The 21,625-nt window shown below is 71.0% G+C and carries 20 protein-coding genes; 8 read left to right on the plus strand and 12 right to left on the minus strand.

From position 1 onward, the window contains the following. Nucleotides 1-30 precede the first annotated feature (30 nt). The gene (locus tag ACIBO1_RS19665; protein ID WP_396748414.1) at nucleotides 31-669 is read right to left on the minus strand and encodes a TetR/AcrR family transcriptional regulator; all 639 of its coding nucleotides are present in this window, start codon (nucleotides 667-669) and stop codon (nucleotides 31-33) included. A gap of 83 nt (nucleotides 670-752) precedes the next feature. Here ACIBO1_RS19665 and ACIBO1_RS19670 point away from each other — a divergent pair, with 83 nt between their 5' ends. Next, nucleotides 753-1,679, plus strand: coding sequence for an alpha/beta hydrolase (locus tag ACIBO1_RS19670; protein ID WP_396748416.1), 927 nt, complete (start codon nucleotides 753-755; stop codon nucleotides 1,677-1,679). A gap of 128 nt (nucleotides 1,680-1,807) precedes the next feature. Here ACIBO1_RS19670 and ACIBO1_RS19675 read toward each other — a convergent pair whose 3' ends face one another. The 5 genes from ACIBO1_RS19675 to ACIBO1_RS19695 form a co-directional block, all read right to left on the minus strand. Then, on the minus strand, nucleotides 1,808-4,261 hold the full coding sequence (locus tag ACIBO1_RS19675; protein WP_396748418.1) for a M14 family zinc carboxypeptidase: 2,454 nt from the start codon (nucleotides 4,259-4,261) through the stop codon (nucleotides 1,808-1,810). Between the two features lie 112 nt (nucleotides 4,262-4,373). Then, nucleotides 4,374-4,454, minus strand: coding sequence for a putative leader peptide (locus ACIBO1_RS19680; RefSeq protein WP_350697899.1), 81 nt, complete (start codon nucleotides 4,452-4,454; stop codon nucleotides 4,374-4,376). Nucleotides 4,455-4,524: 70 nt separating this feature from the next. Beyond that, nucleotides 4,525-5,181, minus strand: a complete 657-nt coding sequence (locus tag ACIBO1_RS19685; RefSeq protein ID WP_396748420.1) for a response regulator — start codon at nucleotides 5,179-5,181, stop codon at nucleotides 4,525-4,527. Continuing rightward, nucleotides 5,178-6,512: a sensor histidine kinase gene (locus tag ACIBO1_RS19690; RefSeq protein WP_396748422.1), complete on the minus strand. Its 1,335-nt coding sequence runs from the start codon at nucleotides 6,510-6,512 to the stop codon at nucleotides 5,178-5,180. Before ACIBO1_RS19690 ends, ACIBO1_RS19685 begins: the two co-directional genes overlap by 4 nt. A gap of 41 nt (nucleotides 6,513-6,553) precedes the next feature. Beyond that, nucleotides 6,554-8,560 carry a serine hydrolase domain-containing protein gene (locus ACIBO1_RS19695; protein ID WP_396748424.1) on the minus strand — a complete coding sequence of 669 codons (2,007 nt, stop codon included), beginning with the start codon at nucleotides 8,558-8,560 and terminating at the stop codon, nucleotides 6,554-6,556. A 216-nt stretch (nucleotides 8,561-8,776) separates the two neighbouring features. Here ACIBO1_RS19695 and ACIBO1_RS19700 point away from each other — a divergent pair, with 216 nt between their 5' ends. Next, a complete protein-coding gene (locus ACIBO1_RS19700) occupies nucleotides 8,777-9,472 on the plus strand; it encodes a hypothetical protein (RefSeq protein WP_396748426.1) in 696 nt (231 codons plus the stop codon). An 87-nt stretch (nucleotides 9,473-9,559) separates the two neighbouring features. On the opposite strand, the gene ACIBO1_RS19705 is transcribed toward ACIBO1_RS19700, so the two are convergent. The 3 genes from ACIBO1_RS19705 to ACIBO1_RS19715 form a co-directional block, all read right to left on the minus strand. Next, complete coding sequence (locus tag ACIBO1_RS19705; protein ID WP_396748428.1) at nucleotides 9,560-11,119, minus strand: ricin-type beta-trefoil lectin domain protein; 1,560 nt, start codon at nucleotides 11,117-11,119, stop codon at nucleotides 9,560-9,562. A gap of 159 nt (nucleotides 11,120-11,278) precedes the next feature. Continuing rightward, the gene (locus ACIBO1_RS19710) at nucleotides 11,279-11,569 is read right to left on the minus strand and encodes a flavin reductase (protein ID WP_396748430.1); all 291 of its coding nucleotides are present in this window, start codon (nucleotides 11,567-11,569) and stop codon (nucleotides 11,279-11,281) included. A 149-nt stretch (nucleotides 11,570-11,718) separates the two neighbouring features. Then, nucleotides 11,719-12,786 (minus strand): cation diffusion facilitator family transporter, encoded by a 1,068-nt coding sequence (locus tag ACIBO1_RS19715; protein WP_396748432.1) that lies wholly within the window; start codon nucleotides 12,784-12,786, stop codon nucleotides 11,719-11,721. A gap of 51 nt (nucleotides 12,787-12,837) precedes the next feature. Between ACIBO1_RS19715 and ACIBO1_RS19720 the strand changes: the two genes are divergently transcribed. The 4 genes from ACIBO1_RS19720 (at nucleotide 12,838) to ACIBO1_RS19735 (ending at nucleotide 15,380) form a co-directional block, all read left to right on the plus strand. Further along, a complete protein-coding gene (locus tag ACIBO1_RS19720; RefSeq protein WP_396748434.1) occupies nucleotides 12,838-13,197 on the plus strand; it encodes an ArsR/SmtB family transcription factor in 360 nt (119 codons plus the stop codon). Between the two features lie 20 nt (nucleotides 13,198-13,217). After that, nucleotides 13,218-13,856 (plus strand): class I SAM-dependent DNA methyltransferase, encoded by a 639-nt coding sequence (locus tag ACIBO1_RS19725; RefSeq protein ID WP_396748436.1) that lies wholly within the window; start codon nucleotides 13,218-13,220, stop codon nucleotides 13,854-13,856. A 230-nt stretch (nucleotides 13,857-14,086) separates the two neighbouring features. Next, nucleotides 14,087-14,458, plus strand: a complete 372-nt coding sequence (locus ACIBO1_RS19730; protein ID WP_396748438.1) for a hypothetical protein — start codon at nucleotides 14,087-14,089, stop codon at nucleotides 14,456-14,458. 343 nt (nucleotides 14,459-14,801) lie between these two features. Further along, the gene (locus ACIBO1_RS19735; RefSeq protein WP_396748440.1) at nucleotides 14,802-15,380 is read left to right on the plus strand and encodes a hypothetical protein; all 579 of its coding nucleotides are present in this window, start codon (nucleotides 14,802-14,804) and stop codon (nucleotides 15,378-15,380) included. 142 nt (nucleotides 15,381-15,522) lie between these two features. Here the strand turns inward: ACIBO1_RS19735 and ACIBO1_RS19740 are convergent, their stop codons facing one another. Both ACIBO1_RS19740 and ACIBO1_RS19745 read right to left on the minus strand, forming a co-directional pair. Next, a complete protein-coding gene (locus tag ACIBO1_RS19740) occupies nucleotides 15,523-16,416 on the minus strand; it encodes a protein phosphatase 2C domain-containing protein (RefSeq protein WP_396748442.1) in 894 nt (297 codons plus the stop codon). After that, entirely contained in the window at nucleotides 16,386-17,228 is an 843-nt protein-coding gene (locus ACIBO1_RS19745; protein WP_396748444.1) for a hypothetical protein, read from the minus strand. The genes ACIBO1_RS19740 and ACIBO1_RS19745 overlap by 31 nt, the downstream gene beginning before the upstream one ends. A 151-nt stretch (nucleotides 17,229-17,379) precedes the next feature. On the opposite strand from ACIBO1_RS19745, the gene ACIBO1_RS19750 reads away from it, so the two are divergent. Both ACIBO1_RS19750 and ACIBO1_RS19755 read left to right on the plus strand, forming a co-directional pair. Continuing rightward, nucleotides 17,380-17,538 carry a hypothetical protein gene (locus ACIBO1_RS19750; protein WP_396748446.1) on the plus strand — a complete coding sequence of 53 codons (159 nt, stop codon included), beginning with the start codon at nucleotides 17,380-17,382 and terminating at the stop codon, nucleotides 17,536-17,538. Then, on the plus strand, nucleotides 17,535-18,731 hold the full coding sequence (locus ACIBO1_RS19755) for a helix-turn-helix domain-containing protein (protein ID WP_396748448.1): 1,197 nt from the start codon (nucleotides 17,535-17,537) through the stop codon (nucleotides 18,729-18,731). The genes ACIBO1_RS19750 and ACIBO1_RS19755 overlap by 4 nt, the downstream gene beginning before the upstream one ends. Before the next feature lie 37 nt (nucleotides 18,732-18,768). Here the strand turns inward: ACIBO1_RS19755 and ACIBO1_RS19760 are convergent, their stop codons facing one another. Beyond that, nucleotides 18,769-21,594, minus strand: a complete 2,826-nt coding sequence (locus tag ACIBO1_RS19760) for a condensation domain-containing protein (RefSeq protein WP_396748450.1) — start codon at nucleotides 21,592-21,594, stop codon at nucleotides 18,769-18,771. Nucleotides 21,595-21,625 lie beyond the last annotated feature (31 nt).

The following is a 21,625-nucleotide window of genomic DNA, read 5'->3' on the forward strand; positions in this document are numbered from 1 at the left end:
CGCCTTCCCCCTCCGGCCGCGACGGTCGGGTCAGCTCACGGTCGTGCGGCTCAGGTAACCGGTCACCACCGCGACGATCTCGTCGGTCAGCTCCGGCTCGTCGATCCGGTCCGGCTGCTGGGCGACGAACCGGTGCACCAGCGACTCGACGACCGCGACCACGACCCGGGCGCTGCGCTCCGGGTCGGCCGGTGCCAGGTCGGGGTCCCGGCGCAGCAGCGACCCGACGGCGGCCACCGCCTCGCCTTCGGCCTCGTGAAAGCGGGCCAGCAGCTCGGGCGGGCGCGGTGACTCCTCGAACAGCACTCGGTGCAGGCGCGGGTCGCGGGTGTGCAGCTCGGCGCAGGCGCGGACCACCGCCGGGAGCCACCGGTGCAGCGGGACGGGGCCGTCAGGGAGACCGGCGAGGCTGACCCGCACCGCCTGGGTGGTCTCGTCGACGTGCTCCAGTGCCAGGGTCAACAGGATCGAATCCTTGTTGGGGAAGTACTGGTACAGCGAGCCCACCGAGAGGCGCGCCTGCGCCGCGATCCGGTCGGTGGTGCCGGCGGCGTGGCCGTACTCGGCGAAAATGCGAGCCGCCGCGTCGAGGATGCGTCGACGGGTCTGCCAGGCGCGCTGCTGCCGGGGCGTCTTCCTGGGCTGATGCGGTGCGGGCCGGGGTGGCACGGAGCGACTCCAAACGCGAGTAAAAAAAGCGAGGTAATCCTCATATCATAGTGCTGAGCAGGTAAAACGATGAAAGGTGGAGTGTGGAACCCACTAGGCGTACGTACCAGGAGGTCACCCGGTGGCTCGACTACCAGCGCTTTTATCCGGCGGGGCTGCGCAGCGACCTCGACGACGCACCGGCCGAGGAGTGGTGGCGCTGGCGGGGGCTGGACGTGCACCTTGACCGGCTCGCCGCCCCGGACGCCCCGGTGAAGCTCCTCCTGCTGCACGGCGCCGGTGGGTACGGGCGGATGCTCGCCCCGTACGCGCGGATGCTGGCCCGCCTCGCCCCGGTGGAGGTGCTCGCCCCGGACCTGCCCGGCTACGGGCTGACCCGCGGTGACCGGCCGGTGGCGTACCCGGAGTGGATCGACTGCGTCGCCGACCTCGTGGCGGCGGAAGGGGCCCGCGACGGCCGTCCCGTCTTCCTCCTCGGTGCCAGCATGGGCGGCATGCTGGCGTACTCGGTCGCCGCCACCGTCGACGTCGCCGGCCTGGTCGTCACCTGCCTGCTGGACCCGCGCGACGTCACCGCGCGGATGCGGATGACCCGCCTGCCGGCCATGGGCCGCCTCGATCCGTCCCTGCTCGGCCCGGTCCGGCCGTTCGACGCCTGGCGGATACCGATGCGCTGGATCGCGAACATGGGCGCGATGAGCAACAACGCGGCCCTCACCGCGCTGGTCGCCGCCGATCCCTCCGGGGGCGGCAACCGGGTTCCGCTCCGCTTCCTGCGGACCTTCCTCACCTCCGCCCCGCCGGTGGAGCCGGAGGCGTTCACCGCCTGCCCGGTGCTGATGACGCACCCGGCGGACGACCGGTGGACGCCGGTCGCGCTCAGCCGCGCGTTCTTCGACCGCATCGCCGCCGACAAGCGGCTCGTGCTGCTGGAGCGGGCCGGACACCTGCCCGTCGAGGAACCGGGCCTGACCCAGTTGGGGCGGGCGGTCGGCGACTTCGTCAGCTGACCGCCGCTGGCCTGCTGGTCGACGGTGCGGAGCAGGCGGCTGCCGGTCCCGGCGTCCGGTCAGGCCGGAACGGGAACGGGCCCGCAGCGGTGGACGCTGCGGGCCCGCACACTGACGGACGGATCAACTCACGGTTGTGCCGCCCAGAGCAGAGCCCGGCCCAACTGCGGCTGGAGCCCCTTCGGGTGCAGCCGGAACGTCGGGTTGCTGCCGAAGAGCACCACACCGTTGCCGCCGGGGCTCACGCTCCGGACGATGCTGGCCTGGTTCGCCGCGGCGGACTGCCCGTTCGCCCCGGTGGTCGCCCACCAGCCGGCGAGCAGCGGATCGGCGGCGTACGACTGCTCCACGGTCACCCCGGCACCGAGGTCGGTGAACCAGACCGGCTGGCTGATGAAGGTGTACGGACTGGCGTCGGTGCTCACCGGACCACCCCGGTTGACCACGTTCGCCACCCCGCTGGCCAGCGACGGTCCGGCGGTCGCGGTGACGCTCAGCAGGGCGGTGGCGTTGCCGAAGTTCGCCCCGGCGGTGCCGAGACCGACGACGCCGCCGCCCCGCGCCAGGAACGCGTCCAGCGCGGCCCGGTTCTCCGTCGTCAGCGTCGCCACGTTCAGGTTGCTCGCCACCAGCAGCACGTCGACCTCGTCGGTCAGCGTGCCGGCCAGCGTCGCGGCGGTCACCGCCCGCGCCTCGAAACCGAGGGCGGCCACCGTGTCGCGCTGCTCCACGCCGCCCAGGTACCCGACGACGATCTCACCCACCGGGGTGCCCTGCCAGCGGGCCGGAGCCCGCTCGAACGTGACACCGTGCGTCCGCACCGCCTCCTGGAGAAGCTTGCGGCTGCCCGGGGTGGACGGCACCACCACCGATCCGTCGGCCGACCGGTACACCCGCAGTCCCTTGCGGACCAGCGAGTTGACCACGAGCAGGTCGGCGGCGTCCTGGATGTCCAGCCGGAGATCGGCACTGGCCGGCGGTAGCGTGCCCTGGGCCACCCCGTCGTAGACCCGGGTCAACTGCACCGTCGGCAACTTCTTGTCCCAGAGCGTGTCGACGGTGGCGCCCCAGGTCAACCCCTGACTCCACGCGGCCGGGCCGGCGTACAGGTCGTCCACCCGGTCGGTCAGGTCGATGCCCGGTTCGAGCAACGAGTTGACCAGGCCGCGCTTGGGCTGGTGCAGGTCGACCACGTACGAACCGGCGGGGTAGCTGCGGCCGTCGGCGCGGAAGGAGTGCTTCGCCTTCCACACCCGACCGCCGCTGCCGATCAGCAGGTCGACCAGGCGTGCGGCGGCCGGCTCGGAACGCTGTCCGGGACCGGTCGGGATGACGTACGCCCGGGGAAAGACGGTGTTGTAGTTGTCCTCCGGACCCCAACCCGGCACGAAGTCGTCGGGGATGTCGCGTAGCGGCTCACCGGCCCACCCGCGCCGGTACACCTCCGCCTGGTCGAACAGCACCTGGGCGCGGTTGTCCTGGATGTACTGCAACGAGGACTTGATCGCCACCTCGTGCACGTCGGTGTTGATGGCGGATCGGCGGAGGCGCTCCTCCGGCGTCAGGTTCGCGCCACGCGGGTTGAGCGGCGCCTCGATCGTGTACGGGATGCTGCTCTGCAACAGCGCGAACGACGGCACGTAGATCGGCGGGAAGTCGTCCCACACGCCGGGAGCGTCGTCCCGGAACGGGATCCGGGCCCGCTGCGTCTCGGGGTGACCGAGCGCCCGCAGGTCCCTCTCGATGCCCAGCGCGTTCGGCAGGGCGTGCTTGATGAACAGGTCGTACTCGTTGTTGACGTTGTGCGGCGGGGTGCTCGGGTGCAGCAGCGTCGGGTTGACGTAACCGTGCAGGTCGAGCGTGATGATCGGCTTGGTGTCGATGGTGAGTTCGCGGATCAGGTTCGTCTCGGGCTGCGAGACGATGGTGAGGTCCCGGTTGAGGTCGTAACCGTTCGCGTTGGCCCGGGTGCCGGAGATCCGGCCGGTCGGGTTGGCGGTGACGTTGACGATCAGCCGGTTGCGCTCCAGCAGCGTCGCCACCTCGGGATCGGTGCTGGTGGCGTACTCCTCGATGACCCGCAGCGCCGCGTCGGTGCCCTCCCACTCGTTGCCGTGGATGTTGGCGTTGACGAACAGCGGCGTCTTGTACCCGGCCAGCAGCTTGCGGTCGGTGCGGGCCCGGACCGGGTCCTCCTCGATCAGGCGCTTCCACTCCTCCTGCTGGCGGGCCTCCTTCCGGGACTCCGGGGCGGTGACGACGACCGCGTACAGGTCGTGGCCGCCGCTGGACCGGCCGGCCACCCGGGCGGAGACCCGGTCGCTCGCGGCCTGCAGGGCGTTCAGCTTCGGGGCGATCTCGTCGTAGGGGATGACGCCGATCGGGATGGAGGCGTCGGCGGGGTTGTCCGGCCAGACCGGCAGCACGTTCTGCCGGGGGTAGCCGGCGATCTCGTGCAGGCCGGGCGCGGACGGCGGTACCGCCGGCAACGCCGAGGCGTTCGCCGGTGCGGCCCAGGCCGTCGTGCCGAGCAGGGTGAGGGCGAGCCCGGCGGTGGCCAGACGTATGGACGTTTTGTGCACGATGGACAGCTCTCCTGTCGGGATGGAGCGGTGCCGGTGACGGGCGCGACGGTAGGGCCGGAGACCTAACGCGGATGGCGACGCCCGCGACGGGCGGAAGGGGGACCCGGCGTCAGCGGCAGGGTCGACAGGCAGCGCTGGCGACGCGCAGGAGGTCGATGTGACCTCGCTTGGTCAGATAGGCGCTTCGCACGCTGAGGATCTTTCCCCGGACGATCCCCGGATGTCAATGCGCTGGCCGTGCGCGTCACACCGTCGGTGGGTCAGCGCGGCACCACGCCGTTCTGGTACGCCCAGACCACCGTCTGCAACCGGTCCCGTACGCCGATCTTGGCCATCGCCCGACCGAGGTGCGACTTGACGGTGCTCGTCTCGATGAACAGCTCGGCGGCGATCTCCACGTTCGACAGACCCTGGGCGAGCAGCCCGACGATCTCGGCCTCCCGTGCGGTGAGCTGGTGCGCGGCCACCGCGTCGGTACGCGGTGCGGCGGTACGGCGGGCGAACTCGCTGATCACCCGGCGGGTGACCGCCTGGTCGACGAGCCCGTACCCGCCGGCCAGGCGGCGGACCGCCTCGATCAGCTCCTCGGGTTCGCAGTCCTTGAGGATGAACCCGCTGGCACCGGACTCCAGCGCGCCGAAGACGTACTCGTCGAGGTCGAACGTGGTCACCACGAGCACGGCGGGCGGCGTCTCGGTGGCCTCGCCGACGATCCGGCGGGTGGCGGTGAGCCCGTCGCCGCCGGGCATCCGGACATCCATGCAGATCACGTCCGGCCGGTGGCGGCGGGCCAGGTCGACCGCCGCGTCGCCGTTCGACGCCTCGGCCACCACCTCGATGTCCCCGGCCTGCTCCAGGATGACCCGGAACCCGGTCCGCACCACCGCCTGGTCGTCGACGAGCATCACCCTGATCATGTCGGTTCCCCCTTCGCGGTCGCCGTCGCGGCGCGCGCGGCCTGCGGTGCGGTCGGCAGGCTCACGGTGACCGACCAGCCGCCGTCGGCGGTCGGACCGGCGGTGAACTCGGCGCCGATGAGCTGTGCGCGTTCCCGCATGCCCACCAGGCCCACGCCGCCGGTGGCGCGGGGCGCCGGCTCGGGCCGCCGGGACGGCGGGTCGTTGCGCACCTCGAGCGTCACCCGGCGGTCGAGGTAGCGCAGGGCCACCCGGACCGGGGCGCCGGCGGCGTGCTGGCGGGCGTTGGAGAGCGACTCCTGCGCCACCCGGTAGAGCGCCACGTCGGCGATCGGCGGCACCTCGCGCGGCTGCCCCTCCCGCACGAACTCGACCGGGCCGCCGAGGTCACCGGCGGTGCGGACCAGGTCGTCGAGGACGGCCAGGCCGGGCACCGGGACGGCGCCGTCGCCCGCGTCCGACCCGGTCCGTCCGCGCAGCACCCCCACCACCAACCGCAGGTTGTCCAGGGTCTGCTTGCCCTGGGCGCGGATCCAGGCCACCCCGGCGCGGGCCGCCGCCGGGTCGCGGTCGATCAGTCGCTCCACCGCCGCCGCCTGCACCACCATGCCGGAGAGGTGGTGGGCGGCCACGTCGTGCAGTTCCCGCGCCATCCGGGACCGCTCCGCACCGATGGCCGCCTGCACGCCTGCCTGCTGCGCCCGGACCGCCTCGTCGGCGCGTACCCGGACCAGCTCGACGTAGCGCCGGTTGGTGGCGACGTAACCGCCGACGAAGGCCGCCCCGAGGTAGGTCAGCGCGCCTGCGGTGAGGCTGCCGAGCGTGGCGAGGAGCAGGTCGGGGGCGGCGAGGACGGCGGTGGCGACCACCGCGCCGGCCGTCTCCGCCAGCGTGGCGACCCCCGCGATCAGCAGCGCCGTCCGCACCGGCCGCAGCGTGCCGACGGTGTACGCGGCGACGAACGGCGCGATGCCCCGGATCGACATGTCCGGCAGGGACAGCCCGACGACCACCAGTTGTAGGGCGACGACCAGGGCGAGACAGAGCAGCGGACGGACCCGGCGCAGGCAGAGCAGCATCGCCTGCACGCCGCAGAGCACGAGCAGCGGCCCGGCCCGCCCCGGGCCGACGGAGAGCTCCTCCGCCGGTGCAACGACCCAGAGCAGCATCGCCAGCAGCAGCACGGTGACCATGGTGACCGCCGCCGCGAGCAGGAGGTCCCGGGCGAACCGGCCGGTCACGCCGAGCCGGGTGAGCTGTTCGTCGAGCCGCCTGGTCAGCCGGGGAGACCGGGGAGCCGCCTCGGTCTGCGGATCAGGGTGGGTGCTCATGCGGTGGACATCCTTGCTCCGCTCCGTCCCGGATCGACGCGTCAGTAGGAGATGTTAGGCGCGAGCAACATGAACTCGACGGCGAACCAACCCGTACCGGCCAGCGCCAGCAGGACCAGGGCACTGGCAGTGACCCGGTGCCAGCCGACGCGACGCCGTACGTCGTCGACCAGCCGCAGCCCTGCGGGCAGCACCCCGAGCAGGCCGATCAGCTGGAGCGCCTGGATGGTGCGCAACGAGGCGGCGGAGACGTCCTGCAACCCCATGACGGTCACCACGCTCACCGCCCAGCCGGTCAGCGCGAGCAGCGCCCCGGCGACCGCGACGCGGCTGAGCACCCGGGCGGTACGTCCGGCCCGGTCGCGACGGGGTCGACCGAGGACCCGCCGGACCAGGGCACCGAACGGCCAGGAGAGCACCGTCAGCGCCAGCACCAGGACGGAGACGCCGAGCACCGGTGCGACCACCGCCGTGGCCCGTGCCGGCTCGACCGGCAGCAGGGTGAACGCGGAGTCGTAACTGATCGCCGTCACCCGGTCGTCGGTGGCCCGCATGGCGATCGTGCGCTGCCCGCCCACCTCGCGCCAGACCCAGGGGGCCACCTCCTCGTACAGCGCCGGGGTGGCCGACAGCGGGCCCGGCTCGAACAGCAGCCGGTTGTCGTCGGCGACGCTGACCGTGGTCCGGCCGACCAGACCGATGGTGGTCAGGAAGTTGCTGTCGATCCGACGCGAGTCGGCGTACGTGCCGACCGCAGCGGCGGCGTGTGCGGCACTGGTCTCCGCGTCAACGCCCGTCGGCTGGTCCGACGTGGCCGGGAAGTAGCGGTCGGCGAAGCCGTTGACCACCGCCTGACGCAGCTCGTGGCTGTCGAATCCGCCCCGGCCGCCGCCGTTGAGCGAAACGAAGATGCCGGCCCGTTCCTGCGGGTAGATCTGCAGGTGCGAGTGGAAGTACTTGGTGTCGCCGCCGTGACCGAGGATGCGTCGGCCGTTACGGCTCTCGTCGAACAGCCCGAGCGTCATCCGGGGGCCGTCCGCGAGGGTGCCGAGCGAGGTGGCGTCGAGCGCGGGCCGCTGCATCAACTCGCGGGTCGGCGGGTCGAGCAGCGGACCCTCGCCGACCGTCTCGCCGGTCAGCGCCGACATGAAGCGGGCCATGTCGGTGGCGGGTGCGCTCAACGCGCCCGCCGGGACGGTGCCGACGATCTCGAACGGGCCGGCGACACCGGCGGCGTCGTACCCCTTCGCCACCCGATCGGCCAAAGCCTGCGGCAGTGGCTGCGCGAACGTCGACGACGCCATGCCGGCCCGGGCCAGCACGTTGCGGTCGACGTACTCCTCGAACGGCGTGCCGCTGACGCGTTCGACGACGTACCCGGCCAGGGCGTTGCTGTAGTTGGAGTACGCGGGTGTCGTACCCGGCCGGTAGATCTGCTCCGGCGGGTCGGTGGCCAGCACCGTGCGCAGGTCCGGGCTGTTGCCGTCGGAGCCGATCAGGCCGGCGACCCGCTCCTCGAATCCGGCGGTGTGGGTCAACAGGTGCCGCAGGGTGACCGGCTCGTCGTAGCGGCGGGGCACGGTGAAGTCCAGGTACTCGTCGACGTCGGCGTCGAGTTCCAGGTCGCCGCCCTGCACGAGCTGGAGCACCGCGACGGCGGTGACCAGCTTCGCCACCGAGCCGACTCGGAACAGGTGCCGGTCCGGGTCGACCGGTACGGGCTGGCTCGTGCCGGAGCCGGTGTCCGCGTGGCCGTAACCGCGGGCGGTGAGGATCTCGCCGTCGCGGACGACGGCGACGGTGGCGCCGGGAATGCCGGTCCGCTGGAGCGCGGCGGGCAGCAGGCCGTCGAGCCAGGCGTCGACGTCGGCGGCGTTCAGCGCGGCCGGGTCGGCCGGTGCGCCGGGAGCGGGTGGCGTGGGAACGGACCGGGCGGTCGGTGCGGCGCCGCACCCGGCGGCGGTGGCGACGGCGACCGTCGCGACCAGGGCTGCGCCGAGTCGACGCAGGCGGGACGCCCGGGACCGGGCAGGATCGTGGCGAGACATGTCGGGCTGCTGCCTTCCAGGCCGATCGGGTGTCCGGAGGGGTCCGTGCGGCGTCACCCGGTGCCTGGGAAAAGCCTGCGGGAACGAGGGCGTGGTGCCATCTGGCGCAGGGCGGCATTCGACCTACGACCTTTGTCGGAAATCCACCCCGTTGCCGCGTCCTTGCATATCGCGCCGACACCCGGGGTACGTCGATCTTCAGCGACCGTGGCGAGGATGGTGCGCCGGTCTCCCGACCGGGAATCCCCGCCGCCGGAGGAGGAGCGGATGATGTCGATGCGTAGGTGGCTTGCCGGTGCGGGCGTGGTGGCGTTGGCCGTCTCGACAGCGGCGTGCGGTGACGCCACTCCGGACGCCGCCGCCACACCCGACGTCACGGGCACGCCGGCCGCCAGCGCGACCTCCGCCGCGCCCACTCCGACGGAGGCGTCGCCGTCGCCGACCACCGCCAACCCGCCGGTACTGTCCGGCGACCGCCAGGTCACCATCACCCGGGTCGACGGGTTCGAGTCGGGGCTGTCGTTGACCGACCAGCGGCTGGCCGAGGTCGACGGCGACGAGGGTCGGCAGTTGTTCGTACCGACCCCGGTCGACGGGCAGACGTTCCTGATCAAGTCGTACCGGGGTGCCGGTGGCGGTCCCGGCACCGGCGAGCCGGTCTGCTGGCAGGTGCAGAACCCGGGCAACTCGCAGCCGCTGGTGGTGCAGGGCGCCGAGTGCAAGGAGAGCGAGCCGCGTCAGATCTTCACCATCGCGCCGAACCCGGAGAACGCGGAGACCTTCCTGATCAGCAACAACTCGGCGTTCCTGCGGAACTCGCAGAACAACGGCCTGATCATGGAGGAGCTGGGTGACGCCGCCCCGTTCGACAGCTTCCGGTTCAACGACAACGGGGCCGCGCCGTCGTCGTAATAGTTGCCGTTGTAGTTGTTAGGAAGGGTCCCCTGCTATACACCAGGCGATAGCAGGGGACCCTTCCTAACATTCCGGTGCCGTGTCTCAGCCGCGCCGCCACTTCTGGTTCGCGCCGCCGAGGCACTCCCAGAGGGCCAGGCGGGCGCCGTCGGCGTTGACCCAGCCACTGATGTCGACGCACTTGTTCGCCTGCGGGTTGACCAGGTCACCCGCGGCGGAGAGGACGAACTGCTGGGCCGGGTTGCCGCTACAGGTCGCGATCTGGATCACCGCGCCGTTGTCCCGGGAACCCCAGGCCACGTCCATGCACATGTTGTTCTGGGTACGCAGCGTGCCGTTGACGAAGCTCCACGACTGCGCCGCCGTGCCGTTGCAGTTCCAGGTCTGCAGCGGTACGCCGTCGGAGAAGTTCGAGTTCGGCACGTCGATGCACTTGTTGTTCCAGTTGCTGATCAGCCGGCTTCCGCTGCCACCGCCGGTGGTGACCAGCGTGAGCCCGTACACGCCGAGGATCTCGTTGACCGGCTGGAACCAGGTCTCCCCGCCGGTGGAGCAGTTGCCCCAGCCGCCGGAGGTGACGCCCTGCGCCTGGTTGCCGCTGAGCCAGGCACCACCCGAGTCGCCGCCCTGGGCGCAGGCGTTGGTGCGGGTCAGGCCGTGCACGGCGCCCTGCGAGTAGTTGATCGTCTGGTTGCGACCCAGCAGCGTGCCGCACCGCCAGCCGGTGGTCCGACCGGACCGGCACACCGAGCTGCCGATTGCGGCGTCCTGGGAGCCGGCCACCGACACGTTGCCGCCGGAGTAGTTGTTCACCCACGGCTGCGGGGTCCAGTTGCTGTTGGTCCGGACCCAGCCGTAGTCGCGGCCGGGGAACGTCGAGCCGGCGAAGGTGCCCTGGGAGACGTTGTTGTAGCCGAGGGTCGGGCTGCCGACCCGGCCGCAGTGGCCGGCGGTGACGAAGCCCCCGTGCACCGCGAAACCGACCGAGCAGAGCGTGTTGCCGTTGATGACGTACTGGTCCCCGCCCCGGATGTCGTAGTTGATCCGGGGTGCCTCGGCGGACTCGACGATCCGGACCAGGCCCGCGTCGACGCCGCTGGCCTTGACGAAGGCGGCGGCCTCGGCGGTCGCGCCCCGGCCTGCGGTCACCACGATCCGGTTGGTCGTCACGTCGACCGCCCAGCCGTGCACGGCGTCCGGTGGCGCCTTGCCGGCGTGCCGGTCGAGCGTCCGCTTGACACCGTCCAGGGTGGACTCGCTGCGGGCGGCGGTGGTCACCTCGGCACCTTCGGCACGTACGGCGGCGGCCAGCGATGGGTCGGTGACGGCCACGGTCAGCCGCGTTCCGCCGGACGGGATCCAGGCACCGGCGAAGGCCGTACCGAGTCGTGCTCGCAGACGGCGCTCGACGGTGGCGGCACCGGCTTCGACGCGGAGCCGGGTCAGCACCTGCGCGTCGGTCAATCCGAGGTCGCGGCGCATCGCGCGGACCATTTCCGGCGCGAGGCCGGTGACCGAGGTGTCGGCGGTGGGGGTGCCGGCGGTGTCGGCGGCGAGTGCGGCCGGCGGGGCGGCGAGTGGGGCGAGACCGGCGACCAGGACGGCGGCCAGGGCCGCGCGCAGGACGCGTGGCGCTCGTGGCATGGGACTCCTCCTATGGGGGTGGGACGATGCGGGGGCATCGTCGGGAGTTCGGCCAAGAGAGCGCTCTCACGATCAAGTCTGTCGATGTGACCCGTAACTGTCAAGACTCCTGCCAATTGCGGCCGGCGCGTGGTCCGTCCAGGTCGGACGGCGCGGCGGTCAGCGAGAGGGCGGCCGGGGTGGCAGCCAGCCGAGGAATCGCTCGTGCGACTCGGCCGGATCGGTCCCGGGGTGCCGCTCGGTGAGGTGCCCGAGCGCCTCCTCCCAGAGGGTCGCCAGATAGACCAGCAGATCGGTGCGGCGGGTGCCGTACTCGGCGAGCAGATCCCGCTTCGCGCGTCCGCACGGCCAAGCGGTCCCGCAGGCTCGGCACCGCCAGGTGGGGCGGGACGCCACGTGGTCCCGGCAGTGTGCGGTGGGTGCGACGTTCGCCGCTCTGGTCGCGGGCACGGCAGATCCTCCTCCGTCGGCGGGGGGTGGCGCCCGCCCGACGGCGGCCCCCGGGCGACGAGGGCGGGCCCCCACCGAACCACGTCGCCTGACCGATACCTTGCCCAGAGTCTCCGCACAATCACATAGCGTCGTGATGTCGGTTCGGGTCAGCCGGCCGGCTGCCGTCGCCGGTGGGAGAGGTCGGCGTGGTGGTGCCCGCCCGGGTGGCTGTCCGGGTCGGTGTGCACGGTCGCGCTGGTCAGCCGGGGCACCGCGTGGGTCAGGCGGTGCTCCGCGTCGGCGGCGATCTCGTGCGCGGCGACGAGGCTGAGGCCGGCGTCGACGACCAGGTCCGCCTCGGCGTGCAGGCGGTGGCCGATCCACCGCAGGCGTACCGCACTCACGTCCCGGACGCCGTCCACGTCGCGCAGCGTGCGCTCGGCCCGGTCCACGAGCGTCGGGTCGACCGCATCCATCAGCCGGCGGTAGATCTGCCGCCCGGCGTCGACGAGCACGACGGTGATGGCGACGGCGATGGCGAGACCGACCACGGGGTCGGCCCAGCGCCAGCCGAGGGCGGCACCGCCCGCCGCCGCGACCACGGCCAGCGAGGTGTAGCCGTCGGTGCGGGCGTGCAGGCCGTCGGCGACCAGGGCGGCCGATCCGATCCGCCGACCGACCCGGATGCGGTAACGGGCGACCAGCTCGTTGCCGACGAACCCGACGACACCGGCACCGGCCACCCAGGGGATGTGGCTCATGTCGCTGGGATGCAGCAGCCGGTCGATCGCGGTCCACGCGGCCGCGACAGCCGACGCGGCGATGGCCGCGACGATGATGATGCCGGCGATGTCCTCGGCCCGCCCGTACCCGTACGTGTAGCTGCGGGTGGCCGCCTTCCGTCCGAGCAGGAAGGCGATGGCGAGCGGGACGGCGGTCAGCGCGTCGGTGACGTTGTGCAGGGTGTCGCCGAGCAGCGCCACCGAGCCGGAGTACGCCACGATGACCGCCTGGGCGGCGGCGGTGATTCCGAGCGCGACCAGCGAGATCCACAGTGCCCGCAGTCCCTCGCGGGAGGTCTCCAGCGCCGGGTCCACCCGGGTACGCGAGTCGTGCGAGTGCGGTACGGCCGCGTGCCGCAGCCGGTGCCACCGGCCGGGGCTGCCGTGGTCGTGGTGATCGTCGTGGCGGTGATGGTCGTCGTGGTGGTGATGGTCGTGCCGGCCCTGGGTCACGTGTCCCCCCGAGGAGAGCGGGGCCTGTGGTCCCGGCGATAATATGTGCTCATGTACGCACGCGACAACGTTGCAGGAGCCAGTGAGCGGCAACAACCCGTCCCTGGCGACGGTGAGGTCGAGGCGGCCGTGCAGATGCTGCGGATGCTCGCCGACGGCACCCGCCTTCGCCTGATGTGGCTGCTCAGCGCGGGCGAACACGACGTCGGTTCACTGGTCACGGCAGTCGGTGCGGCCCGCCCGGCGGTCTCCCAGCACCTCGGCAAACTCCGCCTCGCCGGGCTGGTCAGCGTACGCCGGGACGGCCGACGGGCCCTCTACCGCGCCCGCGACGGCCACGTACGCCGACTGGTCGCGGAGACGCTGCACGCCGCCTCCCACCGGGTGACCGGTGCCCCCGAACACGACTGACCGCCCCTATCGTGGCGCCCATGGGCGTACCCGGCTGGCTTGACGACACCCGAACCTCCTACGACACCGTGGCGGCCGACTACGCCGACGCGCTGCGCGGGGCTCTCGCCGGTGAGCCGTTCCAGCGGGGCATCCTCGCCCTCTTCGCCGAGTTGGTCCGCGCCCAGGCGAACGGACCGGTCTGCGACGTCGGCTGCGGACCGGGACGGATCACCGCCCACCTACGCGACATCGGCCTGGACGCGTTCGGCGTCGACCTGTCGCCCAGAATGATCGACGTGGCCCGACGGGACCTTCCCGGCCTGCACTTCGAGGTCGGCTCGATGACCCGTCTCGACCTGCCGGACGGAGCCCTGGCCGGGCTGTTGGCGTGGTTCTCCCTGATCCACGTGCCCGACGACGAGGTGCCCGGCGTCCTCGCCGAGTTCCGTCGCGTGCTGCGCCCGGGCGGGGTGGTGCTGCTCGGGTTCCAGACCGGGGACGGCAGCCGTCACAAGACGGAGGGCTACGGCGGACACCCGATGAACGTCTACGTGCATTACCGCCCACCCGGTCGGGTCGCGGCCTGGCTGGCGGCGGCCGGCTTCGCCGTCGAGGCCGAGTTGGTGCACCACCCGGAACCGGAGGTCGAGGGCGGGTTCGTCTTCGCCCACCGCTGAGGCGTGTGCGGCGTACGAGGTCGGAGTGCTCTCATGGTTGGTCCGATGCGCGGTCCGCAGGGGCAGGGGCAGTGGAGCGCGGACGCTGTCGAGCTGAGAGCACAGACGGTTCAGCTCGACAGGGCCCCCGCTGTAGGCCACCTGCCCTCAGCTTCGGGCACGGCACGGCTCGGACGGTCCGGGCATCGGTCAGGACGAGGCGGGTCCAGTACGGTCAACCACTCCGTCAGGTGGTATTCGAACAGCGACCAGGTCAGGTCGAACTGCCAGCGCAGCAGCTCACGACGGGAAGACGGCATCCGGCGACCGCTGCGCAACTCGGGATCACCAGCCACCCCGCCGACCACGCGGGCCCGGCCGAACTAGCCGCGTTCAACTGCGGCCACTGGGCCATCGAAACCCTCCACTTCATCCGCGACACCTGCTACCGCGAAGACCACTCCCGCGTCCGCACCCGCTCCGGACCCCGCGTCCTGGCCTCACTCCGCAACCTCCACATCAACGCCCTACGCCTGGCCGGTCGCACCAACATCACCGAAGCCACCCGATGGGCCAACCGCGACATGACCAGGCCATTTACCATCCTCGGCCGCACCGGATGATGTTGAAACGACCGTGCTCACTGGACCTGGGCAGCCCCGGCAGGGGTCAAGACCAGAGCGACAAGTGCCGTATAAACCGACTACCCGACCGTGGGTCGCCTTCTCATGGACAGAGAAGATCACGACCCACAACCGTGTTTTCGCAGCCAAATCACAGAAACCATCATGGCCAGCGGCGATGCCCAATCGAATGACTTTGCCGCATGAGTGGAAGGCCTACCTGCATTGCAGGTGATCTAAATTGAGCGTAAGCTGCTGTCAACTTCTAATACCTCCAATTAGGTAGGATTTTGTGGCAGGTGCGCACCGTCGGCGAAGAGTAAGTCAAAGGAAAGTGCGGCTTATGCGCGTATCGGTCAAGCTGCTTGCGCTGATCACGGCCGCAATATTGACAATAATATTGCTGCGCTTCGTAGCGGATGAACCCTGGAAGCGGGTTGCCGGCGATGGGGTTCCGGTGGTGGCTGAAGTGGCATGTAAGCTCGCCAAATTGCCTTGTTACAAGATCCCTCAGGTCTACGAGGCGATCAAACTGGCCTGTGAGAAATTGCCTTGCGACAGAATCATCCCCTTGTTGAGAAGTGAGAGGCTCGAATGCCGGGTGACGTCGAAGGGCAAGGGCAATTCAGACTGGCAAAATTCCTGTACCAACACCGCGCCGGCGTCGTCCCACTCCGTGAGGTTCGAGTTGCGCAACAGTTCCGGTGGATACAACTACCGGTGGGAAGTTCCCCCATCTCTCCGCCGCAGCGTGGAGAGCGGATGTACCAGGACGTCGCGCCACTGCACGCTTGAAGTTTCGGGGAAACAGGACAGCACGATCCGGATCGCCGTCTCGTACAGGGAGAATGGGAACAGAATTGGGCCGTCGCAGGTCGCGACCGCGACGATCAGGCCGTACTGCGGCAGTCAGCCATGCTGAGCGGGACCGGGCGGCCCTGTGGATCAGGGCCGTCACATCGGGTGAATGGGGCGGGCTAATACTGCTACGGTCGGCTCACCGTCGCCCGGCCAGAACACCTCGGTGCGTTCCCGTGGCGTCCGGCCCTGGAGATGGTCGGTGGTCACGCTCCACCGCCAGCCGATGAGCCAGGCCAGCATGAGGTCAGTTCGGCGATGTGTGCGGCTGAGGTGAGCCGTATCAGCGCCACCGCCTTGTCGTCGTGTCGTTTGCTGCGTGGCCAGCGTCGCCCTTCCGCGTCGTCCTTCTCCGCTTGATGCACGGTCTCGATGAGGCGTGTCGGGTGATGGTTGGCGAGTGCGAATGCGGCTTTCCAGGTTGGGGGTGTCTGGTAGTTGTCGATGCCGTCGGAGACGCCGTCGGTCATCGTCAGGGCTGCTGCGATGTCGTTGACGGGCCACCTCGCGTAGACGGCGTGACGGGCGGCCCCCGGTACGGCTTCGGCGATCCAATAGCCCTCAGGGGTATTGCGGGCTTTCCTCTGCGCTTCCACGAGCGTGGTCCATTCCACGGCGTGCTGGAAGCCGAATCCGCCCCTCTGTTGGATGGCATCGTGCAGGTCTGCGTGTTGATCGAGGGCGACCTGTGAGAGCCGGTCGTCCCGGACCTGGTGGATCTCGCCAGCACGGGTTAGAACGATGGTGGGGCTGTCTCCGAGGACCAGGATGTGAACATCGTTGTCTGTCCATCGAACCAGGCTGACTGTGGTCGACGGTGCGGCACCGGGTCGCAGGCCGTGCAGGTGGCGGATGTGGTCGATTGCTTCGGCCAGTGCGTCGACGAGGCCGATGTCGGGGTGTGCGGTCAGGATCTGCGCAAGGTAATGCCCGACTTGTTGGGCGAGCCATCCTCCGTCGTGTCGGTGGTCGCCTGGCTGTGATGCGCCGTCGAGCACGATGACTGCGTTCGGTGTGGTGAAGATGCGGTCCTCGGTCGGCCGATCTCGTCCGGCCCGCTCGGCGGTGACTACGTGCGGTCGTGAGTTCGCGGCGGGCATGCGAGTTCGCTCCTGGTGACAGTGTCGCCGTCGTGTTCGCTGCGGACGACCATCGAGAAACAGCGGGTGCCGACCTGGGCGTAGAGATCGGCCACGTTGCGAGCGAGGTAGTCGATTGCGCCGACTGATCCGAGGGCGTGTACGCCCGCGACGATGAAGACGGTCTGCTCGTTCAGGGCGAGTCGGCCAACATAGGCGAAGTCGGCCCATCGCGGTGCGGCCTGACTGTCCATGGGCGACTCGTAGACGTGGCTGCCGTCGCGTTCACGGATGGTCCACTGCCCATCATCGTCGGGCTCGAACGTCAGCACTGGGTCTGACGAGATTGCCTGCGCGGTTACCGACGACGACTTCGGTCCACAGATCGCGACAGTGTCGCCATGCGGCTGCCATAGGCCGTTCGGAGGGATGCGGAACTGCTCCACCTGGAACGCCAGGTCGGTGAGGAGCATCGTCAACCGTTCGGCAGCGCGGGCGTCCTCGGAAGAGATCATCGGGAGAGCCCGTTCGGGCACCGCGCGTAGCGGCAAGGCGACTGTGACTGGGCCAACCCCGAAAAACGCCCGTTCCGCAGGCGGTGCCGTCTGCCGGATCTGCGTGATCCGTCCTCGCGTGAGTCCCAACTCTTTGGCAATCACGCTGAACGAGATCCCTCGCTCCGCCGCAGCGGTGTTGATCGCCTCACGGCGCAGTCTCGCCAGCTCAACCGATCTCTGCTGGTAGACGGCGATCAACTCTCCGGCGAGCTTGGCCTGCCGAAGCGGGTCTGCTTCATGCCGTACACGCTCGAAGCTCTCGTCTTGAGTCTCCACACAACGAGTTTAGGCCCCCTTGACAGTTGCGGCTGGTCGAGTAATCCTGCTTATACCCCCTAAGCGTCGAAGCTGCTGCCGCGCGATTGAAATGCTTAGGGGGTGTAAGCAGCCGTGTGGGGTGGGCCTGTCAGCAGAGATAAGGAGGTGAATGCTCGTGGTCGTCGATCTGGTGTCGGTCGCGTTGTTCGGTGGTCTGGTGCCGGGCTTTCTGCTCGGGCTCTTCGCGTTCCGGGTCAAGTCCCGGTGGTGCCCCCACTGCGGAGGGTCCACCATGTCGAGCCCGCCGCCAGCAGGACGGCAGCCGTGACCGGCCGCGAGCGACGCGACCACAACTCGGTGCCGATCGGACGCCGGGTGGCAGAGTTACGCGTCCGTCGGGGCATGAGTCAGCAGGTCTTCGCCGACCGGATCGGCAAGTCGAAGAGCTGGGTCGACAAGGTCGAACGTGGCGTACGCAGCCTGGACCGCTACTCGGTCATCCAGGACATCGCCACGGTCCTGCGCCTAGATCCGGTGACCCTGCTCGGCCCTCGACAATGCTCCTCGCCGGCAGCACCCCGCACTGACGGGATCGACGCGATCCGCGCCGCCCTCGTCCGCTGCCACCATCGATCCGGCCGGACCACGCCGCCGGACCAGGCGCGGCAGCAGATCTCGCACGCGTGGATGACCTATCAGCACGCTCATTACGCCCAGTTGTTGCGCGCCCTACCGGCTCTGCTCGACACGGTTCACCGCGCTCCGGCGCTGCTGGTGCCCGCCTACCGGATCACCGCCTCGATGCTGACCAAGCTCGACGCGGCCGACCTCGCCTGGCTCGCCGCCGACCGGGCCGTCACCGCCTCCGCGAGCGACCCCGACGCCACCGGCGCCGCCACCATCGCCGTCAGCCAGGCCCTGCGCGCACTCGGCCGCGACCATCTGGCGCTCACCGCCGCAGTCACCGCCGCCGACCTGCCAGCACACCACGCCGTACGCGGAACCCTGCTCCTTGAGGCCGGGATCGCCGCCGCCGGTGGCGACGACCGTCGCAACGCCGACGACCTCATCGACCACGCCGCCGAACTCGCCGACCGGCATGCTGACGACACCGACCCACACCACACCAGCTTCGGCGCCACGACCGTGCACCTGGCCCGCTTCCTCGCCGCCCTGCACCTCGGCGACATGGCGGAAGCGGTGTGCCGCCACGAGAGTGCGGTCCGCCGCGACGGCTGGCGGCGACTGTCCTCCGAACACCGGGCCGCCCACCTCATCGACGCCGCGCGTGCCTACCTCCACGTCGGCAACTACGCCGCAGCCGAACGGGCACTCGTCGACGCCGACACCATCGCACCCGCCGAAACCCGCTACCGCCCCACCGCCCGGACCGTCATCGCCGAGGTGGCCCGCAGCAGCCCTGCCTCCGCTGGCATGGCCCGACTCGCCGCCCTCGCCGGTCTGACCCGGCAGGGCGCGAGGGAGCCGGTCGACCGCGATGATCCGCGCCGAGAATCCTGATTCGGCTGCTCCTGCCGGCGGTACCGAGGCGTGACGGTCAGCCCCCGGCGTACGGGCCGACCGCAGCGGGGGACCACGGCCAGGACACGTCGCGGAAGGCCGCCTCGACCAGCAGCGCCTCGACGCCGCGCAGGAACGGCTCGACCCGTTCGGCCGGGAAGTACCGGGTGTCGGCGGTGACGACCAGCTCGACCGCACCGGGCGCGTCGAGCACTTGGACCCGGCAGCGCCACGGGAACCGCGCCAACTCCGGCAACCAGCGGAACTCGCTGTCGCCGACCATCGCCCGCAGCGTGGTCTCGTCCGGGCCCGTGTCCGTCGGGTCGACGTCGCGGGTCAGGCGGGCGTCGTTGAGGTAGCAGTACGGGGACAGGAAGGTCCGGTGGTCGTGGCCGAGGTCGGTGAAGGTGCGCTCCCAGACTGCCGGGTCGTAGTAGGCGTGCCGGTAGGCGTCCAGCGCTCCCCGCCGGGCCCGGGACAGCAGCTCGGCGAAGCCGGGCCGGTCGGCCAGGTCGAGCCGAGCGAGCCCGATCTGGTTGAGGGTGCCGACCGCGTCCTGGTGCCCCGGCTGGAAGCGGTTGCTGGCCATCACCACGATTCCGCAGGAGTCCTGCCCGCCGGTTCCGGTCAGCCCGGCGGCGGTCGCCGCCAGCAGCACGTTGGAGGTGCTGACGGCGTTGCCGGTGGCGACCAGGCCCGCCGCGTGGTGGACGGCGCGGGAGACCAGCGAACCACGACGGTAACGCGGCGAGGCGCCGGAGCCGACCGGGTCGGAGAGGTTCGCCGCGAGGCCGGGCAACTGCCGTACCCAGTACGCCACCGCCCGCTCCGACCGTCGTCGTCCGGCGTCACGCTCCCGTCCGGCGAGGTCCACCGACTGGAGGCCGACCGGCGTGTCAGGCGTGCCGTGCCGCAGGAGCCGGCGCAGGTCACGCAGGACGACGTCGGTGGCGTGGAAGTCGACGGTGGCGTGGCTGAACACCAGCACGATCTGGCGTACCCGGTCGTCGACGGTGACCAGGGCGACCCGCAGCGGCCACTCGGCGACGTGGTCGAAGCGCGACGCGCGTAGCCGGGCGGCCAGCTCCGCCGCGAGGGCGCGGCCGTCGGGGTCGTCCACCGGTCGGGGTACGGCGTGCACGCCGACGGGAAGCCGTCCGGTGGCCGCCATCTCCTGGTGCACCTCGTCGTCCCGGCGACGGAACCGGGTGCGCAGCGATCCGTGCCGGGCGACGAGTGCGCCGAGCGCCCGCACCGCCACGGGGACGGTCACCTCGGTCCGTGCCGACACGGCGAGCGTGCGTGGGAGGCTCAGCACCCGGTACGCCTCGGGGGACTCGAACTCCTCGACGGTCCGCCACATGGCACGCTGCCCCCAGGTCAGCGGCGCGCTGGCGGCCCGTCCGGCCGCGAAGTCCGCGTACGCCGTCTCCTCGGTGCGGGACGGGACCGGCTCGGCGGGTGCGGTGGACGTCGGTGACCAGGGCCATCGCACGTCGTCGAAGGCCGCCTCGACCAGCAACTCCTCCATGCCTCGCAGGAACGGCTCGACGGAGTCCATCGCGAGGTGCCGGGTGTCGACGGTGAGCGTGACGCCCACCGCGTCCGGCTCGTCCACGACGTGGGCCAGCAAATGCCAGGAGGCCGCGGTCAGCCCGGCGGTCCAGGAGAAGCTGCTCCGGGCCGTGGCGGCCCGCAACTCGTCCCGGGTCACCTCGGGTGGCTGGTCGAGGCCGCCGAGCGGCAGCCGGACATCGTTGAAGTAGTGGTGCGGGTGGAACGCCGTCTCGTAGTCGATGCCCCGCTCCTCGAAGGCGTGCCGCAGCGCGGACGGCTGGTAGTACGCGTGCCGCAGACCGTTCAGCGAGGCCGCCCAGACGCGGTGCAGCAGGTCGGCGAAGTCGGTGCATCCGGCCAGATCCACCGCGCAGAAGCCGATCTGACCGAGGTTGGCGACTGCCTGCGCGTACTCGGTGCGGAACCGGTTGTGGGACATCGGGAAGAGGCCGGACAGCTCGTGTCCGGAGGTGCGGGCGGCCATCGCCTGGTAGCCGGCGAGCAGCGCGGCGGAGACGCTGACCCGATGCCGGGCGGCGACCAGCCGGGCGGCCCGGTCGAGGGCGGAGGAGACCAGGACGCCCCGGCGCAGGTGCGGCTCCAGCCCCGGCCCGGCCGGGACCATCGGCTGCCGGGGGAGCCGGTCGAACTCCCGCAGCCAGTACGCCACCGCCCGCTGCGAACGCCGAGAGTCGGGCCCGTGCTGGAGCCGGGCCACGTCCGCCGACTGCGGTCCGGCCGGGGTGGGCAGGCCACCGCGCAGCAGGAGCAGCCGCAGATCGCGCAGCACGATCTCGACCGCGTGAGCGTCCACGGTGGTGTGGCTGAACACCAGCACGATCTGGCGTACCCGATCGTCCACAGTGACCAGTGCGACCCGCAGCGGCCACTCGGCCAAATGGTCGAACGCGACGTCGCCGAGCCGCTCGGCGGCCCGTCGTGCGGCCTGCGTGCCGTCGCTGGTGCCGTCGCAGACCAGCAGCGGGAACAGCCCGGTCGGAGCGATCTCCTGGCGGGCCTCGCCGTCGGAGACCGGGAGCCGGGTACGCAGCGCGGAGTGGCGGCTGACCAGGGCACCCACCGCCCGGGTCGCGGTCGTCACGGCCACCCCGGCGCGGGGGGAGACCGGCACGATCCGCCGCAGGTTGAGGAACCGGTGGTTGGAGCCGAACCGGGCGATCGAGCGCAGGAGGACCTGCTGGGCCCAGGTCAGCGGCGCCGTCCCGGCACCACCGCCGGAGAACTCGGCATAACGCAGCGGCTCTGACGCCCACTCGGCGGGGATCACCGTATCCGCGAATCGCATTCCCGACGGTACGACGGTCCGTTCCGCCGCT

This window comes from Micromonospora sp. NPDC049903, assembly GCF_044460945.1.
Classification (GTDB): Bacteria; Actinomycetota; Actinomycetes; order Mycobacteriales; family Micromonosporaceae; genus Micromonospora.

Bases quoted from the DNA above. Each gene is read 5' to 3' on its own strand.
- ACIBO1_RS19705 (WP_396748428.1), bottom strand. From the start codon at position 11,119: ATGCCACGAGCGCCACGCGTCCTGCGCGCGGCCCTGGCCGCCGTCCTG.
- ACIBO1_RS19725 (WP_396748436.1), top strand. From the start codon at position 13,218: ATGGGCGTACCCGGCTGGCTTGACGACACCCGAACCTCCTACGACACC.
- ACIBO1_RS19750 (WP_396748446.1), top strand. From the start codon at position 17,380: ATGCTCGTGGTCGTCGATCTGGTGTCGGTCGCGTTGTTCGGTGGTCTG.
- ACIBO1_RS19720 (WP_396748434.1), top strand. From the start codon at position 12,838: ATGTACGCACGCGACAACGTTGCAGGAGCCAGTGAGCGGCAACAACCC.
- ACIBO1_RS19760 (WP_396748450.1), bottom strand. From the start codon at position 21,594: ATGCGATTCGCGGATACGGTGATCCCCGCCGAGTGGGCGTCAGAGCCG.
- ACIBO1_RS19735 (WP_396748440.1), top strand. From the start codon at position 14,802: ATGCGCGTATCGGTCAAGCTGCTTGCGCTGATCACGGCCGCAATATTG.
- ACIBO1_RS19700 (WP_396748426.1), top strand. From the start codon at position 8,777: ATGGTGCGCCGGTCTCCCGACCGGGAATCCCCGCCGCCGGAGGAGGAG.
- ACIBO1_RS19690 (WP_396748422.1), bottom strand. From the start codon at position 6,512: ATGAGCACCCACCCTGATCCGCAGACCGAGGCGGCTCCCCGGTCTCCC.
- ACIBO1_RS19740 (WP_396748442.1), bottom strand. From the start codon at position 16,416: ATGCCCGCCGCGAACTCACGACCGCACGTAGTCACCGCCGAGCGGGCC.
- ACIBO1_RS19695 (WP_396748424.1), bottom strand. From the start codon at position 8,560: ATGTCTCGCCACGATCCTGCCCGGTCCCGGGCGTCCCGCCTGCGTCGA.
- ACIBO1_RS19685 (WP_396748420.1), bottom strand. From the start codon at position 5,181: ATGATCAGGGTGATGCTCGTCGACGACCAGGCGGTGGTGCGGACCGGG.